Origin of the sequence: Nocardiopsis sp. JB363 (genome assembly GCF_900143625.1) — a bacterium.
Lineage (GTDB): Bacteria > Actinomycetota > Actinomycetes > Streptosporangiales > Streptosporangiaceae > Nocardiopsis.
In genome coordinates, this window is sequence record NZ_FRFF01000196.1 from 18,555 (window position 1) to 44,037 (window position 25,483).

The 25,483-nt window shown below is 68.1% G+C and carries 21 protein-coding genes; 9 read left to right on the forward strand and 12 right to left on the reverse strand.

The window, feature by feature from the left end:
- Positions 1-1,175 precede the first annotated feature (1,175 nt).
- Positions 1,176-2,201 carry a dTDP-glucose 4,6-dehydratase gene (gene rfbB / locus BQ8420_RS29040; protein WP_087103318.1) on the forward strand — a complete coding sequence of 342 codons (1,026 nt, stop codon included), beginning with the start codon at positions 1,176-1,178 and terminating at the stop codon, positions 2,199-2,201.
- Complete coding sequence (locus tag BQ8420_RS29045) at positions 2,188-2,904, forward strand: class I SAM-dependent methyltransferase (protein WP_087103320.1); 717 nt, start codon at positions 2,188-2,190, stop codon at positions 2,902-2,904. Before rfbB ends, BQ8420_RS29045 begins: the two co-directional genes overlap by 14 nt.
- Positions 2,905-2,975: 71 nt before the next feature.
- Here BQ8420_RS29045 and BQ8420_RS29050 read toward each other — a convergent pair whose 3' ends face one another.
- From BQ8420_RS29050 to BQ8420_RS29080, 7 genes are read right to left on the reverse strand one after another with little or no spacing between them, the layout of a single operon-like run.
- Positions 2,976-4,265, reverse strand: a complete 1,290-nt coding sequence (locus BQ8420_RS29050) for an activator-dependent family glycosyltransferase (RefSeq protein ID WP_087103323.1) — start codon at positions 4,263-4,265, stop codon at positions 2,976-2,978.
- 43 nt (positions 4,266-4,308) lie between these two features.
- Positions 4,309-4,572, reverse strand: a complete 264-nt coding sequence (locus tag BQ8420_RS29055; protein WP_087103325.1) for a hypothetical protein — start codon at positions 4,570-4,572, stop codon at positions 4,309-4,311.
- A gap of 27 nt (positions 4,573-4,599) precedes the next feature.
- Positions 4,600-6,024, reverse strand: coding sequence for a dTDP-4-amino-4,6-dideoxy-D-glucose ammonia-lyase (desII, locus tag BQ8420_RS29060; protein WP_087103327.1), 1,425 nt, complete (start codon positions 6,022-6,024; stop codon positions 4,600-4,602).
- Positions 5,972-7,228, reverse strand: coding sequence for a DegT/DnrJ/EryC1/StrS family aminotransferase (locus BQ8420_RS29065; protein WP_087103329.1), 1,257 nt, complete (start codon positions 7,226-7,228; stop codon positions 5,972-5,974). The genes desII and BQ8420_RS29065 overlap by 53 nt, the downstream gene beginning before the upstream one ends.
- Before the next feature lie 14 nt (positions 7,229-7,242).
- The gene (locus tag BQ8420_RS29070; protein ID WP_087103330.1) at positions 7,243-7,479 is read right to left on the reverse strand and encodes a hypothetical protein; all 237 of its coding nucleotides are present in this window, start codon (positions 7,477-7,479) and stop codon (positions 7,243-7,245) included.
- A 46-nt stretch (positions 7,480-7,525) separates the two neighbouring features.
- Positions 7,526-8,338: an ABC transporter permease gene (locus BQ8420_RS29075; protein WP_087103332.1), complete on the reverse strand. Its 813-nt coding sequence runs from the start codon at positions 8,336-8,338 to the stop codon at positions 7,526-7,528.
- Entirely contained in the window at positions 8,335-9,336 is a 1,002-nt protein-coding gene (locus BQ8420_RS29080; RefSeq protein ID WP_087103334.1) for an ABC transporter ATP-binding protein, read from the reverse strand. Before BQ8420_RS29080 ends, BQ8420_RS29075 begins: the two co-directional genes overlap by 4 nt.
- Positions 9,337-9,567: 231 nt before the next feature.
- Between BQ8420_RS29080 and BQ8420_RS29085 the strand changes: the two genes are divergently transcribed.
- A complete protein-coding gene (locus BQ8420_RS29085; protein ID WP_087103336.1) occupies positions 9,568-10,734 on the forward strand; it encodes an RNA-guided endonuclease TnpB family protein in 1,167 nt (388 codons plus the stop codon).
- 66 nt (positions 10,735-10,800) lie between these two features.
- On the opposite strand, the gene BQ8420_RS29090 is transcribed toward BQ8420_RS29085, so the two are convergent.
- Positions 10,801-11,925, reverse strand: coding sequence for a DegT/DnrJ/EryC1/StrS aminotransferase family protein (locus BQ8420_RS29090; RefSeq protein WP_087103339.1), 1,125 nt, complete (start codon positions 11,923-11,925; stop codon positions 10,801-10,803).
- Positions 11,926-12,297: 372 nt separating this feature from the next.
- Between BQ8420_RS29090 and BQ8420_RS29095 the strand changes: the two genes are divergently transcribed.
- Entirely contained in the window at positions 12,298-13,659 is a 1,362-nt protein-coding gene (locus tag BQ8420_RS29095) for an MFS transporter (RefSeq protein ID WP_087103341.1), read from the forward strand.
- 77 nt (positions 13,660-13,736) lie between these two features.
- On the opposite strand, the gene BQ8420_RS29100 is transcribed toward BQ8420_RS29095, so the two are convergent.
- On the reverse strand, positions 13,737-15,395 hold the full coding sequence (locus tag BQ8420_RS29100; RefSeq protein ID WP_087103343.1) for a catalase: 1,659 nt from the start codon (positions 15,393-15,395) through the stop codon (positions 13,737-13,739).
- A gap of 299 nt (positions 15,396-15,694) precedes the next feature.
- Between BQ8420_RS29100 and BQ8420_RS29110 the strand changes: the two genes are divergently transcribed.
- Complete coding sequence (locus tag BQ8420_RS29110) at positions 15,695-16,456, forward strand: ABC transporter ATP-binding protein (protein WP_087103347.1); 762 nt, start codon at positions 15,695-15,697, stop codon at positions 16,454-16,456.
- Complete coding sequence (locus tag BQ8420_RS29115; RefSeq protein ID WP_235006556.1) at positions 16,444-18,426, forward strand: hypothetical protein; 1,983 nt, start codon at positions 16,444-16,446, stop codon at positions 18,424-18,426. Before BQ8420_RS29110 ends, BQ8420_RS29115 begins: the two co-directional genes overlap by 13 nt.
- On the opposite strand, the gene BQ8420_RS29120 is transcribed toward BQ8420_RS29115, so the two are convergent.
- Complete coding sequence (locus tag BQ8420_RS29120) at positions 18,362-18,859, reverse strand: phosphoribosyltransferase (protein WP_087103350.1); 498 nt, start codon at positions 18,857-18,859, stop codon at positions 18,362-18,364. The two genes, BQ8420_RS29115 and BQ8420_RS29120, sit on opposite strands and share 65 nt — an antisense overlap.
- A 384-nt stretch (positions 18,860-19,243) precedes the next feature.
- Between BQ8420_RS29120 and pdhA the strand changes: the two genes are divergently transcribed.
- Genes pdhA through BQ8420_RS29135 form a run of 3 tightly spaced genes read left to right on the forward strand, consistent with a single transcriptional unit; the run spans position 19,244 to position 22,723 of the window.
- Positions 19,244-20,329, forward strand: a complete 1,086-nt coding sequence (gene pdhA / locus BQ8420_RS29125; RefSeq protein ID WP_087103352.1) for a pyruvate dehydrogenase (acetyl-transferring) E1 component subunit alpha — start codon at positions 19,244-19,246, stop codon at positions 20,327-20,329.
- A 1-nt stretch (position 20,330) separates the two neighbouring features.
- Complete coding sequence (locus BQ8420_RS29130; RefSeq protein ID WP_087103354.1) at positions 20,331-21,320, forward strand: alpha-ketoacid dehydrogenase subunit beta; 990 nt, start codon at positions 20,331-20,333, stop codon at positions 21,318-21,320.
- On the forward strand, positions 21,317-22,723 hold the full coding sequence (locus BQ8420_RS29135) for a dihydrolipoamide acetyltransferase family protein (protein WP_087103356.1): 1,407 nt from the start codon (positions 21,317-21,319) through the stop codon (positions 22,721-22,723). The genes BQ8420_RS29130 and BQ8420_RS29135 overlap by 4 nt, the downstream gene beginning before the upstream one ends.
- Positions 22,724-22,777: 54 nt before the next feature.
- Here BQ8420_RS29135 and BQ8420_RS29140 read toward each other — a convergent pair whose 3' ends face one another.
- Positions 22,778-23,254, reverse strand: coding sequence for an SRPBCC family protein (locus BQ8420_RS29140; RefSeq protein ID WP_087103358.1), 477 nt, complete (start codon positions 23,252-23,254; stop codon positions 22,778-22,780).
- Between the two features lie 155 nt (positions 23,255-23,409).
- On the reverse strand, positions 23,410-25,443 hold the full coding sequence (gene paaZ / locus BQ8420_RS29145) for a phenylacetic acid degradation bifunctional protein PaaZ (RefSeq protein ID WP_087103360.1): 2,034 nt from the start codon (positions 25,441-25,443) through the stop codon (positions 23,410-23,412).
- Between the last annotated feature and the right edge of the window lie 40 nt (positions 25,444-25,483).

Here is a 25,483-nt window from a genome sequence, read left to right on the forward strand (position 1 = left end):
GGAGTTTCTCGTTTAAAATTCAATTATGCGCTGTGACCTGCCAGGACGTGATATTTGAGAATCCCGCTTGTTCGTTGTTTCGGGCATGGTCCTGGGAAGTCCGTCTCTCATTCCAGAGGCGCGTTCCTGCGTGCTCTGGTGATGTCGTCATTGTTTTTCTTTCAAGATCATTTATGACAGTCCCATATCCGCTCTTGCCCGCCCCGTGCACGTCGTCGATGTCGGTTTCGGGGCAGGAGTCCTGCGCGTCTGCGGCGTTGATCGAGGCCATATAGCTCCCTGTTCTTTCGTCATGGGATACGTCTGGAATCGACGGTCGGTCGGACTTCGTTCGTTTATCGGTCGAGGATGGGAATCTGCTGTGGGGATCCTTTTCTCGGTGCCGGCGCCTGTGCTCCACCCTCTCCTGAGGGCTGTCCGAGGTACGTTCTCGCGTTTTCGATCCGACTCGGGCCGGCGGGGTTCGGACTTCTGTGATCATGTCGCTGCTGTGCGTATTCGATCTACCGTCTGTTGTGCGGGTGGGTCCAGGTTCCACTGTCTCCGAGTTGGTGGGGAGGAACCAGGAACTCGGTTCCCCTGAGGTTTTCCCGATGAACGTGAGTAAGACGCGGGAGTTTCTCAAAAACGACCTCATCGCCGTAGGTGATCATCGGGGGCGAGGTGCTCGACGGTTGCAGAGGTGGAAAGCCCTTACCCGCGCCCGGCTTGAATCTTCGGCGGGGGCGGTGCGCAGTCCTCTTCGGCGCCCGGCGCGGTGCGGGGGGTTGAGCGGGGGCGTGGGAGAAGTCGGTTTTCCGGCCGCGGCGGCGGAACGTCGAAAAGAGAGTTTCGGAAATAGCCTCATTCCTCACGGGCCCATGACCGGAAACTGTATTTCCGGTGCCGGATCATATCGGGCATGATTATCAGGGAATTGACGGAACCACGGAAAGAAGAACTCTTGTGAATAACTCGTCATTACTTTCGGTTAAGGGAAGGTGGCCGGTCATTACACAGTGTGCGGTAACCCGTTCTTGTGACAGGAATCCCTTATCGATCCTGTCGGAGGCGTGTTAGAAACGAAGCACTTCTCCCGGCCCCTGTGCCCCGTAGCCCGCGTCCCGCCCCTTCCGAGGGCACCCGGTACGGCTTCGGACACGGGCGAAGGATGACGACAAGGTGGTGTCCGACGGTTGTTCCCGCATGTACTCGTAACCGGAGGGGCCGGCTTCATCGGCTCCCACTACGTCTGTGCCCTGCTCGGCCCCGAGGGTCCCCCCGTGGCCTCGGTGACCGTGCTCGACAAGCTCACCTACGCCGGTGATCTCGCGAACCTGGTGTCCGTCGCCCACGATCCACGTTTCACGTTCGTCCACGGTGACATCTGCGACGCGCCCCTGGTCGACCCCCTCGTCGCCCGGGCCGACCACATCGTGCACCTGGCCGCCGAATCCCACGTGGACCGCTCCCTGGTCGACGGCGGAGCGTTCGTGCGCACCAACGTGTTGGGGACCCAGACCCTGCTCGACGCCGCCCTCCGGCATGGCAGGGGCCCCTTCGTGCACGTGTCCACCGACGAGGTCTACGGGCCCGTTCCCACCGGTTCCAGCACCGAGTCGGATCCGCTGAGGCCCAGCTCGCCCTACTCCGCGGCCAAGGCCTCCAGCGACCTCGTGGCCCTCTCCTACGCCGTGAGCCATGGCATGGACGTCCGGGTGACCCGCTGTTCCAACAACTACGGTCCCCGCCAGCACCCGGAGAAGGTCATCCCGTTGTTCGTCGGTCGGCTGCTGGCCGGTGGAAGGTTGCCGCTCTACGGGGACGGCACCCAGATTCGGGACTGGCTGCACGTGGAGGACCACGTACGTGCGCTGGAACTGGTCAGGACCCTGGGATCCCCCGGAGGTCTCTACAACGTCGGCGGCGGCACGGAGCTGACCAACAACGAACTCACCGACCTGATCCTCACGGCCTGTGGCGCCGGATGGGATCGCGTGGACAGGGTGGACGATCGACCCGGCCACGATGTCCGTTACTCGGTCGACTGGTCGAAGGCCAGGGACGAACTCGGTTACGCGCCCCGTCACGACTTCGTCGAGGGCCTGACCCGGACGGTCGAGTGGTACGGCGAGAACCGACACCGGTTCGACCTCCCGGTGGACGACCACCTCACCCCCGCCCCACCGGCACAGGAGGATCGACAGCATGTACACCGCTGATCACGCCGAGGTCTACGACCTGGTCTATCGAGGTCGCGGCAAGGACTACGCGGCCGAGGTCTCCCAGGTCATGGACCTGGCCGAACGGCGCGGGATCCTGCCCTCCTCCCTGCTCGACGTGGCCTGTGGGACCGGTGCGCACCTGGAGCACTTCGCCGATCTGGTGGAGCGGGCCGAGGGCGTCGAACTGTCGGAGGAGATGATCGGCCTCGCCCGGCGACGGGTCCCCTCGGCACGATTGCACACCGGGGACATGCGGGACTTCTCGCTCGGTACCACCTTCTCCCTGGTGACCTGCATGTTCAGCTCCATCGGATACATGCGGGACACCATCGAGCTCGGGCTGGCGCTCTCCTGCCTGGCCCGCCACCTGGAACCCGGTGGCGTCGTCGTCGTCGAACCCTGGTGGTTTCCCGAGACGTTCATCGAGGGATACGTCTCCGCCCACGTGGTGGAGGAGGGACGGCGCAGCGTCTCCCGTGTCTCGCACTCGGTTCGTGAGGGCGGGGACACGGTCATGGAGGTGCACTTCGTGGTGGCCGACGCAGGCCTGGGAGTCAGACACTTCGTCGACGTCCACCGGATCGCGCTCTTCACCAGGGAGGAGTACGAGACGGCCTTCCGCGACGCGGGGCTGAAGGTGGAGTTCATCGAGGGGGGACCCTCGGGACGAGGGCTACTGGTGGGCACCTCCCCGGTCTGACCTCCTCCAGGGAAGCGAACGCGTCGGCGCCGGCCGGGAAATCTCCCGGCCGGCGCCGACGCGTCCTGTGGCTACACCGCCATCGCGCCCTTGGACCGGTGCGCGTGGACGTGCTCTTGAAGGAGCGGGACCAACTCACCGGGAAGGGACATGGTCTCGGCCTCGGCCCGCAGTTCGGCCGCGCCCTTGGCGAAGGCCGGTTCGGAGAGGACCCGTTCCAGGGCCTCCCGGATCCGAGCGCCCAGGCCCTCTCCCCCGGATACGACCAGTCCCGCGCCCCCGTCCTCCAACCGGCGGGCCCGCGCCGGGGTGTCGTAGACCTCGGGCAGGATGACCTGGGGGACGCCGTTGACCATCGCGGTCGAGAAGACCCCGATTCCCCCGTGGTGCACGACCGCGTCGCAGTGCGGGAACACCGCGTGGAAGGGGACGAAGTCCACCAGGCGCACGTTCTCCGGCACTCGATCGATGAGCCCGGCGCGCTGCTCCTTGCCGAAGGTGGCGATCACCTCCGCGTCCAATCCCTCCAGGGCGGACAGGAGTTCCTGCGCGTTCGCCAGGGGAGCCCCCACCCGATCCGCGAACGTGGCGCCGAGGGTGAGGCACACGCGCGGACGCTCGGAGGGTTCCAGGATCCAGCGTGGGAGTTCGGCGGCCCCGTTGTAGGGCACGAACCTCATCGGTAGGACGGCACGGGAGGAGGGCAGCCGGAACGTCTCCGGGAGCTGGTCGATGGTGAACTCGCCGGTCGTCAGTTCCTCCCGGAACTCCACGCCGAAGCGGGCGGCCTGTCGGGTGACCCATTCCTGGAAGCGGTCCGGTCGATCGTCCTGCGGGCGCTCCTCCTTGAGGGCGACGTACCGTTCCCGGTAACGCCCCTTGAAGTCCATCGCCCAGGTCATCCGGCCATGGGCGGCGCCGCACGCCTCGGCGGCGATCGCGCCCGCCACCGTGGTGGACTCCCAGATCACCAGGTCCGGCGACCACTCCTGACAGAAGTCGACCAGCTCCTTGAGCAGGGGGTCGTTGATCATCCGGTACTCCCAGTCCACCAGGGTCCCGAAGTGTTCTCCAAGGTGTTCCCAGGTCAACTCGCTGTCGGGGCCGTCCCCCTTGGTGTAGAAGGGGCTCGCCGACGACCGGTCCGCGGCGGCCAGGTGGGGGCGGCGTCGCATGTAGTGCCACATGACGTGGTCACGGCCGAGGGGGACCGCGGTCAGCCCCGCCTTGCGAACGAACTCCGCCGACTCCGGGTGGCCGGCGACGGCGACGTCGTGGCCCGCCGCTCCCAGGGCCCAGGCCAGGGAGACCATCCCCTTGACGTTGCTGTCCTCCGGATAGGTCACGAACAGGGTGCGCAACGGTTCATCCTCTCGTTGGGGGGTGGAAGGCGCCGAGGCGCGTTCAGGTCTGTTCCGCGAGGGCACGGGCCACGGTCTCGGTGACCTTCTCGGTGGTGTGGTCGGACGACCTGACCACTTCCTCGACCAGGAGCACGTCGAACTCCTCCTCCAGGTAGACACCGAACTGGAAGAGGGTGAAGGCGTCCATGAAATCGAGGGGGACGGATGTGGTGCCGTCGGGCTCCCAGCCCTCCCCGCCCATCACCATGTCCTTGACCTCCAGCGCCAGTGCGCTGACCCGCTCGTGCAGTTCCCGCCGGTCCATCGCCGGCTCCTTCCTCTGTGGGGGCGCTCAGCGCAGGAAACCCCGGTCGGCACCCCACCCGGCGGCGAGGTCGGATTCGATCTGGTTCAGGCGCGCGGTCACGACCTGGTCGTAGCCGTCCATGAAGTACTCGTCGCCGGGGCGAGGGACCACCCGCCGTTCGGAGGTGACGAAGTCGGAGACGACGTCCACCAGACCGGCGTCCGGACCGACCCGTCCGGCGATGTAGCGGTCGGCGCCGGCCAGGTCGGGGAACCCCGCCTCCCGATAGAGGTAGACGTCGCCACGGATGTCGACCTGTGCGGCGGCCTGGAGATGAGCTGTGGGCCGCATCGTCTCGGGTGTGATGCGCGGAAGCACCGCGTCCACACCCGACATCAGGCCGTGCAACGCGTATCCGTAGTCGATGTTCAGGTGAGGGGTGCGCTCCGCGGCCAGGGCCGCGAACCGGTGCAGTTCCTCCTGAAGACGCGAACGCTCGTCCTCCGGGAGCATGCCGTCGTCGCGTCCGCTGTAGTCCTGCCGCAGGGTCAGGAAGTCCACTGGGCGGTCGGGGGCCGCGCTGTCCAGATCGGCGATGTAGTCGACCAGAGCCGGGAGACGGTCCGCCCTGCCCGGCAGGATCAGGTAGTTCAGCCCCAGCCTGACCGTGGAGTCGCGCTCGGAGCGCAGAGCCTGGAAACGTCGCAGGTTGTCCCGGACCCGGGTGAAGGCCTTGGCCTTGCCGGTGGTGTCCTCGTACTCCTGGTCGTCCAACCCGTAGAGGGAGACACGGACGGCTCCCAGGTCCCACAGGCCGGGTTGCCGGTTCAGGGTCGTGCCGGTCAGGGCGAAGGCGTTGCTGTACATGGTGATGCGCAGCCCACGGTCGGAGGCCCGAGACACCAGTTCCCCGAGCCCGGGGTTGGTCAGCGGCTCCAGGCCGCCGGACACGTAGAGGGCGTCGGGGTCGTCGGTGGGCATCCCGTCGATGACCGCGGCCAGGCGTTCGTTGCCGGGGGTCAGTTCGGACGCCTCGTAACGGGCGCCGGTCACCCGTACACAGAAATGGCAGCGGAACATGCAGGTGGGGCCCGGGTAGAGACCCACACTGGCCGGCGGCACCACCCGGTTCTCCACCACCGAGTCCAGGACACCGCGACGTTCCAGCGGCAGGATCGTCTTGGTCCAGTACTGACCGGAGGGACCGGCTTCCACGGCCGCGCGGAGTTCGGGGACCTCGCGAAAACGTGCGATCAGGCGGGCGAAGCCGGCACGGTCCGCCCCCATCCCCCGTCTGGCCTCCTCCAACGGGGTGAAGGGCGCGTTGCCGAAGACACGTGCGAGTTCGACCAGGTGGGCGGCGTCGGCGTCCATGACCGGGGCACGATGGCGCAGGGCTTCGACGGCGGAACGAGGGTCACTGTCGGGCAGAGAGCAGATCGCTACCGGATCCGTGCTCGAAATCGTCATGATGGGGCTCCTGTGCTGGGCCGGCCTGGAGACCACGAACCACCCGGTCACCGTGCGACACCGCGAGTCGGACGATGTCGCACACGGTCTCGACGTCGGTGGACGATGTGCCCGTGCCCGTCGGTAGGGCCAGGACGGTCGCGGCCAGCCGTTCGGTATGGGGCAGGGAACGTGGGGTGGGGAGGGAGGAGTAGGGCTCCGTCTGGTGGCAGGCGGGTGAGAAGTAGGGCCGCGTGATCACGTTCTCCGCCAGGAGCACCCGATGGAGGGTGTCGCGGTCCATGCCGGTCTCCGCCGGATCCACGCGGATGATCACGTACTGGTGGTTGGGCCGTTGGTCGGGGTCGAAGCGTTCCACCGAGACACCGGGCGTACGGTCCAGACACTTCACGTACAGGTCGTGGTTGCGCCGGTTGTGGGACACCGTGTCGGGGAGGGCCTCCAGCGAGGTCAGGGCCATCGCGGCGGACACCTCGCTCATCTTGGCGTTGGTGCCGCCGTGCTTGTTCCAGATTCCGTCCCCGAAGGCCTGTAGGGATCGAACGCGTTCGGCGGTCTCCTCGTCGTCGGTCACCAGGGCGCCGCCCTCGAAGCCGCCGACGATCTTGGTCGCGTGCAGGCTGAACACCTCGGCGTTCCCGAAACCCCCCACCGGACGCCCGTCCAGGGCGGTACCGATGGCGTGGGCGGCGTCCAGGTACAGGTCGATCCCGTACTCGGCGGCCACGTCCTCCAGTGCGGAGGCCGGGCACGGACGTCCCCAGAGGTGGACACCGACGATCGCCTCGGTCCGAGGCGTGATCGACGCTCGGGCCTGGCCCGGGTCGATCTGCCCGGTCACGGGGTCCACGTCGCAGAAGACGGGGTCGAGCCCGATCCAGCGCATCGCGTGGGCCGTGGCGATGAAGGTCATGGACGGCATGACCACCTCTCCCCGGATCCCCCGCGCACGGGCGAGTACCTGCGTCGCCGTGGTGGCGTTGCACATGGCGACGCAGTGACGGACCCCGGCGAGCTCGGCGAGTCGTGCCTCCAGTTCCTCGACGAAGGGTCCGCCGTTGCTGTGCCGTCCGCTCGCCAGGATCCGCTCCACCCGTTCGAGGAAGGAACGGCGATCCACCCGCGAGGGACGTCCCACGGCGAGGGGCTCGGTGAACGCAGGGCTCCCGCCGAGTACCGCCAGGTCGGTTACCGAAGTCTTCATGGCGTGGACTTCACTCAGCGGTTGGAGTCGGAGGTCGACCGGTCGGCGCGTTGGGTGGAGATGACGACGACCACCCGACCGACGGAGTAGACCAGGATGGCCGCCATGCCGAGGAGCTGGATCATCGGCCGGTCGGAGACGAACAGGTAGATGACGGCCCCGACGACACCGATGGTGATGAGCTGGACGAGGACCTCCTGGGCGACGCTCGTACCGAGCTTGAGGCCTGAGAGGGCGTACAGGAAGTTCACGGTCTTCTCCTTGTGGATCCGAGGGGTTCGGTGGGACGACCCGGGGTCAGGAACGGGGCTCCCAACGCCAGGTGCGCGTCGTCACGAAGATCGCGAGCGCCGTCCACCCCACGAGGAGGACGATGTCGGCGACCACCGGTGACACCGGCACGGGAAGGGACTGGAGCCCGGCGCCCGCGCCGCCCCAACCCTTGGCGATCAGATCCGCCGCGGGGACGAGGGGGACGAGGATCGCGATCCAGGCGACGATCTCGATCGGGTAGTCGAGCAGCTGGGCGCCGATGACGGCCAGGATGAGCAACGGCATCATCGTGAACATGACGCGCTCGTGGTTGCCGGTCACGGACACGATGAAGGTGCCCAGGATCGGTGCGAGGACCAGCCCCAGGACGACCCCCGCCAGCACCAACGGCAGGTTCTCGGGCGCGGGGGCCCCGGTCGCGAGGAAGACGGCCAGCATCAGGAGCATCTGGGTGAGGCCGAGCACCGCGACCGCGATCAGGTTGGCGGCGATCAGTTCCGCGCCGTCCAGCTCCGTGGTCCGCAGTCGTTTGTAGACCAGGGTGTCCCGGCGCGAGGAGAGCTGGGTCGCCGTGCTCATGTACGGCGTCATCATCAGCGCGTACATGAAGTACACGCCGAGCGTGGTGCCCCACTGCTCCAGGCTGTCCGGGCGCTGCCCCAGGTAGGAGAGGCCGACCAGCATCATCGGCAGGAACAGCGCGACCGCGAGCACACCCTTGCGGCGCGTCAGCAGACGCAGTTCGGTGAGGGTGAACGCCATCATGAGCGCGAACCGCCCGCGTGAGCGGAACGTGGATTGTTTCGGTGCGGCCGGGCGCGTGTCGTTCGTCGTCATGACGTGGTCACATCCTCCTTGACGCGGCTCTCGGCGTCGGCACTCGGCCGCTCACCGAGGGAGAGTCGTTCGTCCTCCACACGGACCGCGTGGAAGAGGTTCTCCAAGGTGGCCGCTTGGGCGTGCAGGTCGGTCAGGGTGACCCGTTCGCGCTCCGCCCAGTTCAGGAGGAGGGTCAGGTCCGCCTGGAGCGTCGAGGTCTCGATCCTCAGTGAGGGTTCCGAACCGTCGGTGTGCCGCTGCACGGTCGGGGCCCCGGCCATGGCGGGCAGCCGGTCCGCCGACTCCTCGGGGACGCGGGCGGTGATGGTGGCCGGGTACGAGGCCAGGACCTCGCGCTTGGTCCCGGCCACGGCGACGCGACCCTGGTGCATGATGGCCAGGCTGTCGGCCAGGGACTCGGCCTCTTCGAGGTAGTGCGTGGTCAGGATGATGGTGGAACCGTTCGACCGCAGTTCCTCGACCAGGGACCAAAGACGTCGGCGGGACTCCGGGTCCAGACCCGTGGTGGGTTCGTCGAGCACCACCAGCTCGGGGGAGCCCCATACGGACAGCGCGATGTCCAAGCGCCGCTTCTCACCCCCGGAGAGCTTGTCCAGTCGCACCTCGGCGCGGTGGGAGAGCTCGACGCGCGCCAGGACGGAGTCCACGTCGTCGACCCGACCCGAGATGGAACTCCAGAGGTCCGTCATCTCACGAACGGTCATCTCGGTGAGGAACCCGGCCTCCTGGAGCATGAAACCGGTACGACGGCGCAGGGCGCGGCGGTCGCGGAAGGGGTCCAGACCGAGGACACGGATGTGTCCCTCGTCCGGCCTCCGGTACCCCTGGATCAGCTCCAGCGAGGTGGTCTTCCCGGCGCCGTTGGTGCCCAACAGGGCGAACACCTCGCCCCGACCGGCGCGCAGGGAGACGTCCTTGACGGCCTGGTACGAACCGTAGGAGTAACAGAGCCCGTCGACTTCGACTGCGAGTTCGGTGAGCGGCGGTGTAGACATACCTTCACTGTCACAGCGCGGCTCTCACACGGGTAAGTAACCGGATGTCACGGAATCCGGATGACAGCCACGGGGGGTTGTCACCACGTTTTGGATGTGGAAGTCCGGTTCTTCAGAGTCGGGAGGAAACGCCCTTGCCCACTCTTCCCGGCCATCAAAAACCGGAAGAACACGGAGAAGTTCTCTGATTCGGCTCCATGTCCGGGTCGGGGGTGGTTAGCGTGTTCGGTGATGAAGCTGGTGGTGCGGGTCAAGTTGCTGCCTTCGCCGGAACAGGCGCGGGCACTCCAGGCGACCCTGCGTACCTGTAATGAGGCGGCCGACCACGCTTCCCAGGTCGCTCAGGCCACCGGAGCGACGAACAAGTACGCTCTGCAAAGGGCCGTCTACCATGAGTTGAAAGCCAGGTTCGGTTTGTCGGCGCAGCCGACGGTGCGGGTGCTGGGCAAGGTGTGCGATGCCTACACCACCCGGCAGGCGAACCTGAAGGCCGGGAATCTGGGCCGGAAGGGCTCCCCGCGCCGTCAGCGGGTCGAGTCCACCCCGATCTCCTTTCGACCCGATGCGGCTCAACCGTTCGATGATCGGTGTTTGTCCTGGCAGATGGACGCCCGCACCGTCTCGATCTGGACCGTGGCCGGGCGGATGAAGAACCTGGGCTTTGTCACCTCCCCCGAACAGCTGAAGCTGTTGACCGAGTACCGCCAGGGTGAGAGCGACCTGATCTACCGGGACGGGCAATGGTTCCTGGCCGCTACCTGTGAGGTGCCCGAACAGGAGGAGAACCCTGAACCGGTGGGGTTCATGGGGGTGGACCTGGGGATCGTGGAGATCGCCACCACCTCCGCCGGGGACCGGTTCTCCGGGAGGGTGTTGAACCGGTACCGGCGTAAGCAGAACCGGCTCCGCGCCAAACTCCAGCGGAAGAACACCAAGAGCGCCAAACGGGTGTTGAAGCGCTTGCGCCGCCGGGAAGCACGGCGGGCGCGGGAGGTGAACCACCAGATTTCCAAAAGTATCGTGGAGCGGGCCGAACGCACCGATCACGGCATCGTCCTAGAAGATTTGAAGGGCATCCGTGGCCGGGTACGGCAAGCCAAACGACAACGTTCCGCGTTGCATTCGTGGAGTTTCGCGCAGTTGCGGGACTTCATCGGTTATAAGGCTCGCAGGGTGGGGGTGCCGGTCCTGGTGGTGGATCCGGCCTACACCTCCCAGACCTGCTCGGAGTGCGACCACACCAGCAGACGCAACCGGCCCACCCGGAACCGGTTCGTCTGCCGTCAGTGCGGTGTGGTGTTGCACGCCGATGTGAACGCTTCACGCAACCTCGCCCACCGAGGCCAGGCTGTGTGGACTGCGGGGCGCACGTCAACCGCCCCCACACCCTCCAGATGAGTGGGTGTCGGACGCGGGAGGTAAGACCCACCCACCAGCTGGGCGCCTACCCGCAAGCCCGTGGCTTCAGCCACAGGTAGTTGACACTGCGTCAAGGGATTCGCACACAGCGGTGATGATCCGCTCTTGGTCGGCGTCGTCGAGGGAGGGGTACAGGGGCAGGGAGAGGATCTCCTCGGACGCGGCCTCCGTCACGGGGAGGGAGCCCGGCGCGTGCCCCAGATGGGCGAACCCCGACATCAGGTGGACCGGGCGGGGGTAGTGCACCGCCGTCTGTACCCCGCGACGCTCCAGCTCGGCGGCGAGGGCGTCACGCCGGGGGTGCCGCACCACGTACAGGTAGTACACGTGGTCGTTGCCGTCGGCCGTGACGGGCAGGGCCAGCTCCGTTCCGGCGAACGCCCGGTCGTAGCGTTCGGCCAACTCACGACGGCGGGCGACGTAGGTGTCCAGGCGCGGCAGTTTGACCCGAAGGATCTCCGCTTGCACCTCGTCCAACCTGCTGTTGTAACCCGGAAGTTCGTCGACGTGGAAGCGTTCGCGCATGCCGCAGTAGCGAAGGGTGCGCAGGGACTCGGCCGCCTCGGGTGATCCGGTCAGGACGGCGCCGGCGTCACCGTAGGCGCCCAGGACCTTGGTCGGGTAGAAGGAGAAGGTCCCGGCGTCGCCCATGGTCCCGGCGAGCCGTCCCTCGTGACGAGCTCCGTGGGACTGCGCGCAGTCCTCGATCACGGCCAGACCGTGCCGCCGCGCCAAGGAGACGAGTGCGGTCATGTCGGCGCACTGGCCGTACAGGTGCACCGGGAGCAGGCAGCGGGTGCGCTCCCCGATCAGCGACGCCACGTGGTCGGTGTCGATGAGGTGGGTCTTCGGGTCCACGTCGGCGAAGACCGGTACCGCGCCCACCGCGTCGATGGCGACGACCGTCTGGGCGGCGGTGTTGGCGACCGTGACGACCTCGTCCCCCGCGCCCACGCCGAGAGCGCGCAACGCCAGGACGATCGCGTTGGTCCCGTTGTCCACGCCCACGCAGTGAGCCACGCCGTGGTGGTCGGCGAACTCCTCCTCGAAGGAGGAGACCCCCTCCCCCAGGATCAGTCTTCCCGAAGAGAACGCCCGGTCCACGGCGGCCAGAAGCTCCTCGCGTTCGTTCCGGTACTCGTCCAGGTATCCCCAGTTGTGGATGACCATGCGGCCTCGAATCTGGTCGGGGGGTGTGAGGGGTGCCCGATCGTACTACCGGTGCGGGATCTCGGTATGTGGACCTGTCGCCGTGCGGATTTGTCGACCTTGCACCGTCACCCTGTGGTCGCGGGGCGTTCGAAGTGCCTGAACAACGAGGGTTCCCCACCGACCGTTCGGTCAGGTCACATGCCCCCAACTGCGAATATTTGGACCCTGGTCTAGAAAGTGGTTCGCCTCACATGCCATGGTGTCCTAGGGCTCAGACGCATGCCGACCAAATACCCCTGTGTCATGACACCCGTCATGGACGGAGTGGAGTGTGCGTCGCGGCCCCGCCAGCGAATCCGGCCACGGCCGGCTGAGAAATACGGAGCATTGATGGCGACTTCCGACGCCGCGACCCCCGACCCCAGGCCACTCGACCAGAAGGAGAGGCGCAAGGTCCTCGCGGGGACGATGGTCGGCACCACCATCGAGTGGTACGACTTCTTCATCTACGCCCAGGCGGCGGGCCTCGTGCTCGCGCCGCTCTTCCTGGCGCCCCTGTCGGAGAGCAGCCCCGGTGTCGCGCAGGTCCTGTCCTTCGCCACCATCGGTATCTCGTTCCTCTTCCGACCGCTCGGAGCGATCGTCGCCGGACACCTCGGCGACCGCTTCGGACGCAAGAGGATCCTGGTCGCCACTCTCATCCTCATGGGTCTGGCCACCTGCGCCATCGGTCTGCTGCCGACCTACGCCCAGATCGGCATGGCCGCACCGATCCTGCTGATCCTCATGCGCGTCCTCCAGGGTTTCTCCGCCGGTGGGGAGTGGGGCGGCGCCGCCCTGATGTCGGTGGAACACGCGCCGGTGAACAAGCGCGGTTACTTCGGCGCCTACCCGCAGATCGGCGTGCCGTGCGGCATGATCCTGGCGACCTTCGTGGTCTGGCTGATCACCGCGATCATCGGCGCCGAGGCCTTCCTCGAATGGGGCTGGCGCGTCCCGTTCCTGCTGTCCTTCGTGCTGATCATCATCGGTCACCTCATCCGCAAGACGGTCGAGGAGTCCCCGGTCTTCAAGCTCATGCAGGAGCGCCGGGCCAAGTCCTCCGCCCCGCTGGGCCGGCTGTTCCGCGAGAACACCCGCGAGGTCGTCCTGTCCGCGCTGATCTTCGTCGCCAACAACGCCGCCGGCTACCTGGTCATCGCCTTCCTCGTGACCTACGCCTCGCGTCCGGTCGAGGAGTTCGGCCTGGGCATGGAGCGCGGTCCGGTCCTGCTCGCGACCACCCTGGCGTCCTTCGGCTGGCTCATCTCCACGCTGTACGGAGGATGGATCTGCGACAGGATCGGCCGTGTGCGCACCTTCCAGATCGGCTACGTCCTGCTCGCCGTCTGGGCCGTCCCCATGTGGTTCATGGTCGACACCGGGAACATCTTCATGTACTTCCTGGGTGTCTTCGTCTTCACGCTGACCTTCGGCCTGAGCTACGGCCCCCAATCCGCGCTGTACGCGGAGATGTTCCCCGCGGAGGTCCGCTACTCGGGTGTCTCCATCGGGTACGCGCTCGGCGCCATCCTGGGCGGCGCCTTCGCCGCGATGATCGCCGAGCTGCTGCTGACCAACTTCGGCGCCTCGTGGACCATCGGCGTCTACATCGTGGGGCTCTCCGTGATCTCCTTCATCGCGGTCTCCCTGGTGAAGAAGGACATCCAGGGCATCGACCTGCACGTCGACGAGGTCGCCTCGACCAAGTAGACGAAGGACCCTCGCGCATGACGCGGCCCCGGTTCACCGCCGAACCGGGGCCGCCTCGTCGCTCGATGGTCGGCGCCTCAGCGCTCGACCACGTGGCGCTCGTTGGGGACGCAGTGGGTCATGGTCAAACCGGACACGTCCCTGGGGCCGTTCGACCCCGGGTTCGCCATGCGCTCCCGGTCCTCGTCCGTGAGGTCCTGGCCGCGCAGGGGTTCCAGACCGGCCACGTCACCGGGCGCGATCCCCAGACCCTCGCCGACCCGGAGCCCCAGCTCGTCCTCGACCAGGAGGAAGTGCCAGACCATCCGTTCCTGGATGGGGCGTACGCACTGGGAGAGCAGATCGGTGAAGTTGTGCACCAGGTCGTCGCGCTCCCACTGTTCCATCAGCCTGAAGCGCTGCCCCGCCTGCTTGTAGTCGTTGGCGCGGCTGATGCGCTTGCGGGTGAGCCGCCCCCTGAGCTCGGGCCCCTGCTCGTCATGGGTGGGGAACTGCCCCTCCCGGAGTCCACCGGTGATGGACGGCTCGTAGTTGACGTGCGGGTTCTCGCCGCCCTGGTCCTGGCCGTAGGCCATCAGCCCGTCGCGCTGGTTGGTGCGCACGTCGGCGTTCTTGGCCTGGTTGACCGGCAGCTGTAGGTAGTTGGGGCCCACCCGGTACCGCTGGGTGTCGCTGTAGGAGAAGGTGCGGCCGACCAGCATCTTGTCGTCGGAGAAGTCCAGCCCGTCGACGAGCACGCCGGTGCCGAAGGAGATCTGCTCGTTCTCGGCGAAGTTGTTCGAGACGTTGCGGTCGAGCACGATACGGCCCACCGGCTTGGGCGGGAAGTCCTGCTCGGGCCAGGTCTTGGTGTCGTCCAAGGGGTCGAAGTCGAGTTCGGTGTGCTCGTCGTCGCTCATCATCTGCACGAGCAGTTCCCACTCGGGGTGGTCACCGCGGTCGATGGCCTCGTGCAGGTCCTTGGTGGCGTGCCCGGTCTCGTTCGCCTGGACGTTGGCGGCGTCGGCCTCGGTCATGCTGCGCACACCCTGCTTGGGCATCCACGTGAACTTGACCAGGACGGTGTCGCCCGCCTCGTTGACCCACTTGTAGGTGTTGACCCCGAACCCCTGCTGATGCCGGTAGTCCGAGGGGATGCCGCGAGGGCTGAAGAGGTTGATGATCATGTGCATGGACTCGGGCGACTGGGACATGAAGTCGAAGATGCGGTTCGGCTCCTGCCGGAAGGTCACCGGGTCCGGCTTCAGCGCGTGGATCACGTCCGGGAACTTGATGGCGTCCCGGATGAAGAAGACCGCGAGGTTGTTGCCGACCAGGTCCCAGTTTCCGTCCTCGGTATAGAACTTGATGGCGAAGCCCCGAGGGTCCCGCGCGCACTCGGAGGAGTCGCGTCCGCCGATCACCGTGGAGAAGCGCAGGGCCACGTCGGTGCGCTTGCCCGCGCCCTGGAAGAGCTTGGCCCGGGTGTAGCGCTCGATCGGCTCGTCGCCCCACTTGCCGTAGGTCTCGAAGTAGCCGAACGCGGTCGCCCCGCGCGCGTGCACCACGCGTTCCGGGATGCGCTCACGGTCGAAGTGGCTGATCTTCTCCAGGAACTGGTAGTTCTCCAGGGTGGCGGGCCCCCGTTCGCCCACCGTGCGCTGGTTCTGGTTGTCGTAGACCGGGTGGCCCTGGCGGTTCGTGAGCACCTCGCGCTCGTCTCCGGATTCGGGCCCCTGGCTGGATACGTCGGTCATGTCGTCGGTCCCCCGTGTCGGTCGTGTTCCCCTCACTCCCCTGCCCGTGGTTGCGCTCAGTGATGCTCATGTGACTGAACAATTGCCCGAAGGAGAAGTGGGCGAGGGAAGGCGATCGGGCGTTTCACGTGAAACGCCCGAGAGTGGGCCCGGACGCCGTCCTCCGAACGGAGGACACGCGGAGGTCGTCACGGCCCCGGCCGGAGGACACCGCTGATCCGTACCCCTCGGTAGCGTCGAGGTCACCGACGATCGGAAGCGCCGGCGACCAGAACACCGACGACCCCCCCGAGGTGTGCATGTCCACCCAGACTCCGGCCTTCGAGCTGTACGACCTCCGTAAGCGTTTCGGCGACACACTGGCCGTCGACCATGTCGGTCTCACCGTCCCCCGCGGCTCCTTCTACGGGCTCGTGGGGCCCAACGGGGCGGGCAAGACCACCTCCCTGACCATGGCCGTGGGCCTGCTGCGGCCGGACTCCGGCGGCGCCCGGGTCTTCGGCGCCGACGTGTGGTCCGACCCCGTGCGAGCCAAGTCGATGATCGGCGTCCTGCCGGACGGCATGGCCATGCCCGAACGTCTCACCGGCCGAGAACTGCTCACCTACCTGGCCAGGCTGCGCGGCCTGGCCAGGAAACAGGTTCGGGAACGGGTCGACGACCTGCTCACCGGCCTGGGCCTGGACGAGGCCGAGAACACCCTGATCATCGAGTACTCGGCCGGGATGCGGAAGAAGATCGGGCTGGCCGGGGCGCTGATCCACGCGCCGCGCCTGCTGGTCCTCGACGAGCCGTTCGAGGCGGTCGACCCCGTCTCCGCCACCGTCATCAGGGGCATCCTGCGCTCCTTCACCGAGAGCGGTGGGTCGGTGATCATCTCCAGTCACGTCATGGCCCTGGTGGAACAGGTCTGCGATCACGTGGGGGTGATCGCCCGGGGGCGGGTCCTGGCCTCCGGGCCCATCGACGAGGTCCGAGGCGCGCACGGTGACCTGGAGGAGGCCTTCGTTGAACTGGTGGGCGCCCCGGAACCGTTGAAGGGGTTCGCATGGTTGGCGTGATGGTCGGCATGAAGCTCGCGATCCTGCGCAACGGTTCCGGAGCGCGCCGGACCATCGGTGGGATCATCGGCCTCGCGTTGGCGATCGGCACCGTCCTGGTGTCGGTGTTCGCCCCGATGGAGGCCGTGGTCGGTCTGCTGGCGGTGATCCTCGCCGTGTGGTTCGTCTGCTGGGTGGTCGGACCCACCAGCGGCGGCGGGGACGAGACGCTGCGCCCGGAGTACTTCGCCCTGGAGCCCGTTCCCTCGCGGACCCTCATGGTGGGACTGCTCGCCTCGTCGTGTGTCGGGGTCACGGTCCCGGTCACCACGGTGGCCGCCCTGTCGTTGTTCACCCTGGCGATCCGATTCGGGGTCGGCGCCGCCCTGGTCGCGGTGGTCGCGATCCCGCTGACGGTGGTCGTGATCGTCCTGTGTTCCCGAGTGGCCACGGCGGCCACGGGAAGGGCGATGCGCACCCGGATCGGGATCGAGGTCAGCGCCATCCAGAACTCCGCCGTGCTCGCCGCGGGGTTCTCGATCTTCATGATCTACCAGGCGGTGTCCCGGCACACCGACGTCTTCGCCCTGCTGTGGAACGAGGGGGTCGCCGCTCCGTACTCCACGGCGGCGCTCGCCCTGCCCTCCGGATGGGGCCTGTTCGCCGTGCGGGCCGCGGGTGAGGGCTCCTACGCGCAGGCCTTCGGGGCTCTGGCCGGCACCGCCGCCCTCGCGGTCGTGCTGCTCGTGGTGTGGGGCGTGTTCGTCCGTGAACGGTTGGCGGGCCCGACCACCTCCCCCACGCGTCGGGGTCGAGGCGTCGGCGGGGCGCTGCTGCGACTACTGCCCTCCGGCCCGATGGGCGCGGTGGTCGGCCGTGAGCTGCGCACCTGGGGTCAGGACCCCAGGCGCGCCCTGGAACTGCGGATGGCCCTGTGGACGGGCGTGCTGGTGTGCGCGCTGGGGCTGTCCGCGGGCTTGACCTTCATGGTGCCGTTGGCCGGACTGATCATGGTCGCCCTGGCCGGTCTGATGTCACTGAACGTCTATGCCCTGGACGGCAGCGCCCTGTGGCAGACCCTCCTCGTCCCCGGCGCCGAACGTCGGGACGTACGGGGGCGCCAGCTGGCCTGGCTGTTGGTCTTCGTGCCCGCGTCGGTCCTGGTGACGGTGGGCGGGATCCTGTTCACCGGGCAGGACTGGGCATGGCCGTGGGTGGCCGCCCTGCTTCCCACGATGATCGGCGCGAGCGTGGGGTGGAGCGTGCTGTTCGCGGTGGTGTGGCCGGCCCCCGGACCCGAACCGCACCGGCATGGAGGAAACCCCTTGGCGGCGGGTGATCCGTCGGGCCAGTTCACCCTGCTCTTCCCGATCCTGTTGGTCTCCTGCGCCCCGCCCGCCGCGTTGACCGCACTGGCGGTCCTCACCGACGCCCCGCACCTGTTCCCGGTCGCGATCGCGGTGGGTGTGCTCGAAGGGGTGCTGCTCGGTTGGGGGCTGGGCCGGGCGGCCCACCGACGACTGGAGCGTCGCGGGCCGGAACTGCTCGGCACGTTGCGCTGGGGGTGGGACGCGACCGCGGGCAGGAGCGTGGAGCGGACCGAACCCGAGTCCTCCCACGAGGGCGAGAACGAGGGCGAGGAGGAACGGGGATTCCTCACCCGCCTCGAACGCGACCTGGACGGAATGTCGAGTCGTGCCGGCACCGCACTGGCGGTCCTGGGACTGACCTTCTGGCTGCCGATCTACCAGGGCGTGGCTTCGCTGTTCGGCGCGTTGGTCGGTACCCGGAACCGTTCCTGGCACCTGCCGCTGTACCTGCCCGAGGCCTGGCAGGTGCCGGTGGCCGTGGCGATGGTCCTGCTGGGCGTCGCGATGCTCGCGGCCATGGCACGGATCCTGTTCCGCCCGGTGCCGGACGCGTCGGTCAGGCGTCGCGAACCTGGTCGGGGCGCTCGACCACCGGAGGCAGCACGGACCAGGGGAAGTTGATCCAGCGGTCGGTGTGCTTCCACACGTACTCGCACTTGATCAGCGACTGCGGCTTCTCGTAGATGACCGCGCTGCGCACCTCGGCGACGTGTGTGGAGCAGAAGTCGTGCACGAGCTTGAGGGTCTTGCCGGTGTCGGCGACGTCGTCGGCCACCAGGACCTTCTTGTTGCTCAGGTCGACCACGTTGGGGACCGGGGGCAGCATGACGGGCATGTCGAGGGTGGTGCCGACGCCGGTGTAGAACTCCACGTTCATCACGTGCAGGTTCTTGACGTCCATGGCATAACCCAGACCACCGGCGACGAACAGGCCGCCGCGTGCGATGGACAGGATGATGTCGGGTTCGTACCCGTCGTCGGCGATCGTCTGGGCCATCTCGCGGATGGCGGTGCCGAAGAGCTCGTAGGTCAGGTTCTCGCGCTCGTCGCTCACGGTCTGGTTTCCCTCTGGTAGCCCTGGCGTTGTCCGGTTCACGGCGGCGTCTCGCAGGTCAGGCCGTCCGCCGCACCGGTACATGCTAACGACGCCCGGGCACCCGAATGGCGGCGCGGTGGGCCCGCCGGGTGTCGGTTCGGCGACGAGTCGAGGTGGGGACGAATCGATGGGTCGACACGTGGGGCGAGGGTCACCCGACCCTGAGTCGTGGGCCACATGTCCACGAGCGGTCGTGTCCTGGGTCACATGTTCAGACCTTTTGCCACTGATTGACCCTTTCCTCATGACATTTTCTCGATTCTGTCCGGTTTGTAGCGAACAGATGGCCGGAAACAGCACCATGTCTGCATACAGATCTTCCGCGCACCAGGAGGTTGCAGCATGGCTGAACACCAGGGCCTACTCCCCTCCGAGCGGCCGCTACAGCTGCTCGACGAGACCGGAACCCCGGTCGACGGCTCCGGACTCGCGATGCCCGACAACCGGCGTCTCTTGGAGGCGTACACCTCCCTGGTGATCGGCCGCAGGGTCAACGACCAGGCCGGTGCCCTCGTCCGCCAGGGCCGCCTCGCCGTCTACCCCTCCTCCCACGGGCAGGAGGCCTGCCAGACCGGTGCCGCGCTCGCACTGGCCGACGGTGACTGGCTCTTTCCGACCTACCGTGACACCGCCGCCGTCATCGCGCGCGGAGTCGACGCCGTCGAGGTCCTCACTCTCCTCAAGGGCGACTGGCACGCCGGTTACGACCCCTACGCGCACAACGTCGCGCCCCAGGCCACTCCGCTGGCCACCCAGCTCCTGCACGCCGTCGGCGTCGCCCACGCCGCGCGCCTTCGCGGGGAGGACACCGTCGTCATGGCGCTGTGCGGCGACGGCGCCACCAGCGAGGGCGACTTCCACGAGGCGCTGAACTTCGCCGCCGTGTTCAAGGCCCCGGTCGTGTTCTTCGTGCAGAACAACGAGTACGCCATCTCCGTGCCTTTGGCCAGGCAGAGCGCCGCGCCCTCCCTCGCCCACAAGGGTGTCGGCTACGGCGTCCAGGGCGAGCGGGTCGACGGCAACGACACGGCCGCGGTCCTCGCCGTCCTGGAACGCGCCGCCGAGTCCGCCCGGTCCGGAGGAGGTCCCCGGTTGGTCGAGGCGCACACCTACCGGATGCAGGCGCACACCAACGCCGATGACGACACCCGCTACCGCGACAGCGGCGAGGTCGACCCGTGGGTGGAGCGCGACCCGTTGACGCGCATGGAGAAGTACCTCAAGCGCAAGCGGGTGCTCACCAAGGCGAAGCAGGCCGAGATCACCGAGGCCGCCGAGGCCGTCGCCGCCCACATGCGCGAGGGCGTCGCGAAGGATACCGACCCCGAGCCCGCCGAACTGTTCGCGCACGTGTTCGCCGACCCCACCCCACAGCTGAACGAGCAGGCCGCCTTCCTGGCCGACGAACTGAGCAGAGAGGGCAACTGACATGGCGACCGAGAAGCTCTCCATGGCGCAGGCGCTCAACCGGGCGCTGCGCGACTCCCTCACCGAGGACCCCTCGGTCTACGTGTTCGGTGAGGACGTCGGCCCGCTCGGCGGTGTCTTCCGCATCACCGACGGGCTGACCGCCGAGTTCGGCGAGGACCGCTGCTTCGACACCCCGCTGGCCGAGTCCGGCATCGTCGGCATGGCCGTGGGCATGGCGATGAACGGCATGCGCCCGGTCGTGGAGATGCAGTTCGACGCGTTCGCCTACCCGGCCTTCGAACAGATCGTCAGCCACGTGGCCAAGACCCGTAACCGCACCCGCGGTCGGGTCGGCCTGCCCATCGTCATCCGGGTGCCCTTCGCCGGTGGTATCGGTGGCGTCGAACACCACTGCGACTCCTCCGAGGCCTACTACGCCCACACCCCCGGTCTGAAGGTCGTCACCCCGGCCACCCCCGAGGACGCCTACCACCTGCTGCGCGAAGCCATCGCCTCCCCCGACCCCGTCGTGTTCATGGAACCCAAGAAGCTCTACTGGGCCAAGGAGGAGGTGGACTTCGACCACCCCGCGCCGCCCGCCATGGGCAAGGCCGTCATCCGACGTGAGGGCACCGACGCCACGCTCATCGCCTACGGACCGTCCGTGCCCACCGCGCTGGAGGCCGCCGAGGCCGCCGCGCAGGAGGGGCGCAGCCTCCAGGTCGTGGACGTGCGCTCCCCTGTTCCCTTCGACGACGAGACCGTGTGCGCCGCCGTGCGCTCCACCGGTCGCGCCGTCGTGATCGCCGAGGCGAGCGGATACGCCAGCGTGGCGTCCGAGATCGTCGCCAGGGTCACCGAGCGCTGCTTCCACTCCCTGGCCGCCCCGGTCCGCCGCGTCACCGGCTTCGACATCCCCTTCCCCCCGCCCAAGCTGGAGCGGTACCAACTGCCCGGCGTGGACCGCATCCTCGACGCCGTCGACGACCTGCAGTGGGAGGACCAGTGACCGCCCAGAACTTCGACCTCCCCGACCTCGGAGAGGGCCTGACCGAGGCCGAAGTGGTCCGGTGGCTGGTCGCCGTCGGTGACACCGTCACCCTCGACCAGCCGATCGCCGAGGTGGAGACCGCCAAGTCGATCGTCGAGGTCCCCTCCCCCTACGCCGGGACGGTCACCGTCCTGCACGGTCAGGAGGGCGAGGTGATGGCGGTCGGCAAACCGCTCATCACCGTGGACTCCGGTGCGGACTCGGGCGCTGCCGCACCCGGCACGGCCGCCGACACCGCGGGTGAGCGCTACCGCGAGGAGGAACGCGCCGGCTCGGGTTCGGGCAACGTCCTCATCGGTTACGGCACCCCCGAAGCACAGACCTCCGGCCGACGTCGCCGCCCCCGCGATCGGGCACCGGTGCCGGGACCCCGGCCCGCGACCCAGGCCCCGGCCGCGACACCGACCCCGGTCCCGACCCGGCGGGTCCCGTTGGTGACCTCTCCCCTGGTCCGTCAGATGGCCCGGGAGTCCGGGCTCCGCGTGGCCGACGTCCAGGGCAGCGGGCCCGGCGGGCTCATCACCCGTCGGGACGTACGCTCCGCGATCGAGGCGGCCGGTGCCATCACCACCGCTCCGGCTCCGTCCGCCCCGATCGCGGTCCACCCTCCCGCTCCCGATCCCACCCCGGCCTCGGTGGCCCCGGTGGCCCCGGGTGCGGTCGACACCCGCACCGGTCTGACCGAGTCTCGGCGGGTACCGATGGGCGCGTTCCGCAGGTCTGTGGCCGCTTCTCTCTCCCGCAGTCGTCAGGAGATCCCCGAGGCGACCGTGTGGGTGGACGTGGACGCCACCGAACTGGTGCGTCTACGCAGGTCCGACCCGGAGGGTCCCGGCCTGCTCGCCTACGTCGCCCGCTTCGTCCTGGCCGGTCTGCGAGCCCACCCGGAGCTCAACGGCCTGGTGGACACCGAGCGTGAGGAACTCGTCCAGTACGACGGGGTCAACCTGGGCCTGGCCGTCCAGACCGACCGCGGCCTGGTCGCCCCGGCCGTCATGGGCGCGCACCGGCTCACCACCGCCGAACTGGACACCGAGATCAAGGAGCTCTCCCGGCGGGCCCGCGAGGGCAAGGCCACCCCGGCCCAACTGACCGGAGGCACGTTCACCCTCAACAACTACGGTTCGCTGCGGGTGGACGGCAGCGCCGCGATCATCAACCACCCCCAGGTGGCGATCCTCGGGCTCGGTCGCGTCATCGACCGTCCGTGGGTCGTCGACGGGGAGCTGACGGTCCGCAAGATCACGCAGCTGTCCTTCGCCTTCGACCACCGGGTCTGCGACGGTGGCGCGGCCGCGGGCTTCATGCGCGTGGTCGCCGACGCCATGGAGGCCCCGGCCAAGGCCATCGCCCGCCTATAAGGGGTGACACCGAACGGAAGCGCCCCGGGGGAGTCGGCACCCACGGGGCGCTTCTCATGCCCGATGGTCTTCGAGGGTGGCGCGCATCCCGCGTAGGCGTGGGCCGAACGCGCCACGGAGCGCGGTGGCCATGGCCAGGTCGCCCAGCGGGCCCAGACCGGTGGAGAACTCGACCACGTCGGTGTGCCGGGTGCCCGATCCGTACGGCTCGACCCGGTGGGTGTGCCGCCAATACCGGAGCGGTCCACGTACCTGGAGGTCGCTGAACGAACGCCCCGCTTCGAAAGTGTCGATCACGGCGTTCCAGCGCACCGGGTAGAGCCCGGCCGTGCCCCAGCGCAGGTTCAGGGCGCCACCGGCCTCGAACGGTTCGGGCCACTTCAGGGCCTCCACGCCGGGAGGCATGGCGTCCAGGAACCCGGCCTCGCTGATGATCAGCGCGAACACCCGCTCCACCGGGGCGTGGAAGTCCTCGCTCACCCGCAGTGTGGTGGTGCGCCGGGGCGGGACCCGTCGGTCACGTTCACGCACGTCGCTCCCCCTTCGTCGAGATCCCCAGCATGACAGCGCCCCCGGACCGAGCGTGTGCTCGGACCGGGGGCGTCGGCGTGTGTCGTTCAGTCGTCCTGTCGCTCTGTCGTTCTGTCGACTCGGCTACATGGCGATTCGGCGACTTGTCCCTTCGGCTACTCGTCGCCCTTGGCGACCAGGGTGAGGACGTCGTAGGTGGCGACGGCCTCGTCGTTCTGGTCGGTGACGACCGCGTCCCAGCGCACCTCGCCGTAGTCGGCGTTGGTGCGCGGGGTGATCTGCTTGGCGGTCAGCGTCACCTTGATGACCGCGTCCTCCTTCACCGGGGTGAGGAAGCGCAGGTGGTCGACGCCGAAGTTGGCGAGCACCGGGCCCGGTGCCGGGTCGACGAACAGACCGGCGGCCAGCGACACCACCAGGTAGCCGTGCGCCACGATCCCGCCGAACAGCGGGTTGGCGGCCGCGGCCTCCTCATCGGTGTGCGCGTAGAACGTGTCCCCGGTGAACTCCGCGAAGTGGTCGATGTCCGCGCGGGTCACGGTGCGTTCGGCCGACGCGATGGTGTCGCCGATCCGCAGCTCGGTGAGGTCCTTGCGGAACGGGTGCACGTCACCGATGGCTCGGCGCGAGCCCGTGGTCCAGTGACCGGTGATCGCGGTGAGCATGTCCGGGGAGCCCTGGATCGCGGTGCGCTGCATGTGGTGCTTGACGCCGCGCACACCGCCCAGTTCTTCGCCGCCGCCGGCGCGGCCGGGGCCACCGTGCACCAGGACGGGCAGCGGGGAACCGTGGCCGGTGGACTCCTTGGCGTCGTCGCGGTTGAGCACCAGGATGCGGCCGTGCCAGGGGGCCGTGCCCAGGACGACCTCGCGGGCCACGTCCTCGTCGTTGGTGACCAGCGAACCGACCAGGCTGCCCTGGCCGCGTGCGGCCAGTTCCACGGCCTCGCCCACGGTGTCGTAGGTGATGATCGTGCTGACCGGGCCGAAGGCCTCCACGTCGTGCGGTTCCTTCGCGCCGGGCTCGGCGCGAAGCAGGATCGGCGACATGAACGCGCCGGACTCGGCGTCGGCTCCGGTCACCTCGACGCGCTCCGGGTCACCGAACACCAGTTCGCTGGAGGTGCGCAGCGCCTTGACCGCCTTGCGGACCTCCTCGCGCTGGTCCTGCGAGACCAGGGCGCCCATGCGCACGTCGGGGTTGTCGGCGGCGCCGACCTTCACCTTGGAGAGCCGGCCGATGAGGGCCTCGGTGACGGCTTCGGCCATCGACGTCGGGACGATGACGCGGCGGATGGCCGTGCACTTCTGGCCCGCCTTGACGGTCATCTCGGTGACGACCTGCTTGACGTACAGGTCGAACTCGGGGTCTTCGGGCTTGACGTCGGGGCCCAGGATCGAGCAGTTGAGGGAGTCGGCCTCCACGTTCAGTTGGACTCCGCCGCTGACCACGTTCGGGTGGTTGCGCAGGATCGTGCCGGTGGACGCCGAGCCGGTGAACCCGACGATGTCCTGCGGGCCCAGGTCGTCGAGCAGGCCGCGGTGGCTGCCCACCAGGAGTTGGAGCGAACCCTCGGGCAGCAGTCCGGATTCCACCATCCGCTTGACCACGGCCACCGTCAGGTAGGAGGTCTGGCCAGCGGGTTTGACGATGCTGGGCAGGCCCGCGATGAAGGCGGGGGCGAGCTTCTCCAACATGCCCCAGACGGGGAAGTTGAAGGCGTTGATCTGCACGGCCACACCCGGGCGGGAGGTGTAGACGTGCTGGGCGACGAAGGTGCCGCCCTTGCTCAACTGTTCGAGAGGGCCGTCCAGGATGACCTTCGCGTTGGGGAGTTCACGGCGGCCCTTGCTGGAGAAGCTGAAGAGGGTGCCGAAGCCACCGTCGACGTCGACCATGGTGTCGCGGGCGGTCGCGCCGGTGCGGTGGGAGAGCGCGTAGAACTCGTCCTTGTACCCCATGAGGTGCTTGGCGAGTTCCTTGAGGATGTTGGCCCGCTGGTGGAACGTGAGTTCTCGCAGGGCCGGGCCGCCCACGGTGCGCGCGTACTCGACCATTCCGGCGACGTCGGGACCGTTCTTCGAGATGCGGGCGACGGTCTCGCCGGTGTTCGCGTCGGCCAAGGGTGAGCCCTCGTCCGTGGGGGTGAACCACGATCCCTGGGCGTAGCTCTCCAGTACTTCGGACACCTGACGGTCCTCTCCTCGAACGGTGGGTCTGCGGGAACAG